Annotated in this window: 3 protein-coding genes; all 3 read right to left on the reverse strand. The window is 68.2% G+C overall.

Annotated elements, in window-relative coordinates; genetic code table 11:
- Positions 1-336: SRPBCC family protein (locus AC1D12_RS33285; protein ID WP_477845368.1), on the reverse strand; the 336-nt coding region annotated here is incomplete at its 3' end.
- The gene (locus AC1D12_RS33290) at positions 320-691 is read right to left on the reverse strand and encodes an ArsR/SmtB family transcription factor (RefSeq protein ID WP_477845369.1); all 372 of its coding nucleotides are present in this window, start codon (positions 689-691) and stop codon (positions 320-322) included. The genes AC1D12_RS33290 and AC1D12_RS33285, both read right to left, overlap by 17 nt.
- An 82-nt stretch (positions 692-773) precedes the next feature.
- Positions 774-1,428 (reverse strand): M55 family metallopeptidase (locus AC1D12_RS33295; protein WP_477845370.1); only part of this gene is annotated, 655 nt, incomplete at its 5' end.

Raw genomic sequence — 1,428 nt, forward strand, 5'->3', positions numbered from 1 at the left:
GTTCTCGATCTCCATCGGGCAGTCCTCGCTGAACGGCGCGCGCGCGATGCCGCCATGCGCGTTGGCGAACGAGTTCAGCCACACCAGCCGCTCGCCGGCGACGATCTCGCGGTAATTGAAGCGGCCCCACATCGTCGGTGCGCCGTCGAAATGCATCGCGTAGTGGAAGAAGCCGCCGGGCTGGAATTCGAAGCGGCGCACCTCGATCGTGCAGCCCTTCGGGCCCCACCACTTCTGCAGTTGCGCCTGCTCGCTCCAGGCCTTCCAGACCACCGCGCGCGGTTGGCGGAACTCGCGGGTGATGACGAAACTCGTCGGATCAGGGTTTGCGGACATGGCGTTTTCCTTTCGGTATCGGTTTGGAGGTGGATTGCAGGAAGGCATCGAGTCGGTCGAAGCTGTCTTCCCACAGCGCGCGGTACGGGGCGACCCATTGCGCCACGTCCTGCAGCCGCGCCGCCTCGAGCCGGCACGGCCGCGTCTGCGCGGCACGGCTGCGCGAGATCAGCCCGGCACGCTCCAGCACCTTCAGGTGCTTCGAGATCGCCGGCTGCGACAGCGCGAACGGCTCGGCCAGTTGGTTGACCGTCGCCTCGCCGTTTGCCAACCGCGCCAGCATCGCCCGGCGGGTCGGATCGGCCAGCGCGGCAAAGGTCAGGTCGAGGGGATCGGAAACCGTCGCGGAGTCCATCACATAGCCTTCTCTTTATATAACCTTATGGCAATATAAAGAGCGTTCCGGCGCCTGTCAACCCGGCATGCGCCGGGCAGGTTCAGCGCAAGGCGTTCGCCATCACCGACAGCGCATTGAGGCTGCGGATGGCCTCATGCACCGTGCCGCACACGACCGAGATCGTCTCTGCATCCTCGCGCTGCACGGCTGGCCACAGCGCGAACGCATCGGCCAGCGCCGGCGTCTGGCATTGCACAYGCAGCGTCGGCGCGGCGGGCAGTCGCCACGGCGCGCGCGGTGCAGCCGCCACGCCCTGCACCGCCTCGCGCGCCGCCGCCTCGATCGCCTCGCGCGACTGCGCCGGCGACAACGAGCGCCCGCTGCGCGCGCCTTCGGACCATTTGACGACAGTGCTCGCCACACCCGGCAGCAACGCCGCCACCTCGGCCGCCATCACGTCGCAGCCGCTGGCCATCAGCACCGGCACGCCGAATTCGCCGGCCAGCGCGGCATACAAGCCGATCTCGCCGAGCTCCAGCCCGCCCAGCCACACCCGCGCGAACGCAAAACTGTTCGTCGTATGCGCCAGCACGCCGCGGGTCTTCGAACGCGAATGCCAGCCCACCATCAGCACGCCGTCGACGCCCTGGTCGACGCCGGCCATCATCCCGAGCTGCCGCGGCTTGCCCTGGATCAGCAGCGCCCGTGGATCGATCTCGTCGGCCAGCAGGTTGCCGAAGTGCCCATGCGAATCG

This window comes from Rhizobacter sp. P1_G5 (genome assembly GCF_056405435.1).

Excerpts from the sequence above, each read along its gene's own strand:
- AC1D12_RS33290 (WP_477845369.1), bottom strand. The coding sequence starts at position 691 with ATGGACTCCGCGACGGTTTCCGATCCCCTCGACCTGACCTTTGCCGCG.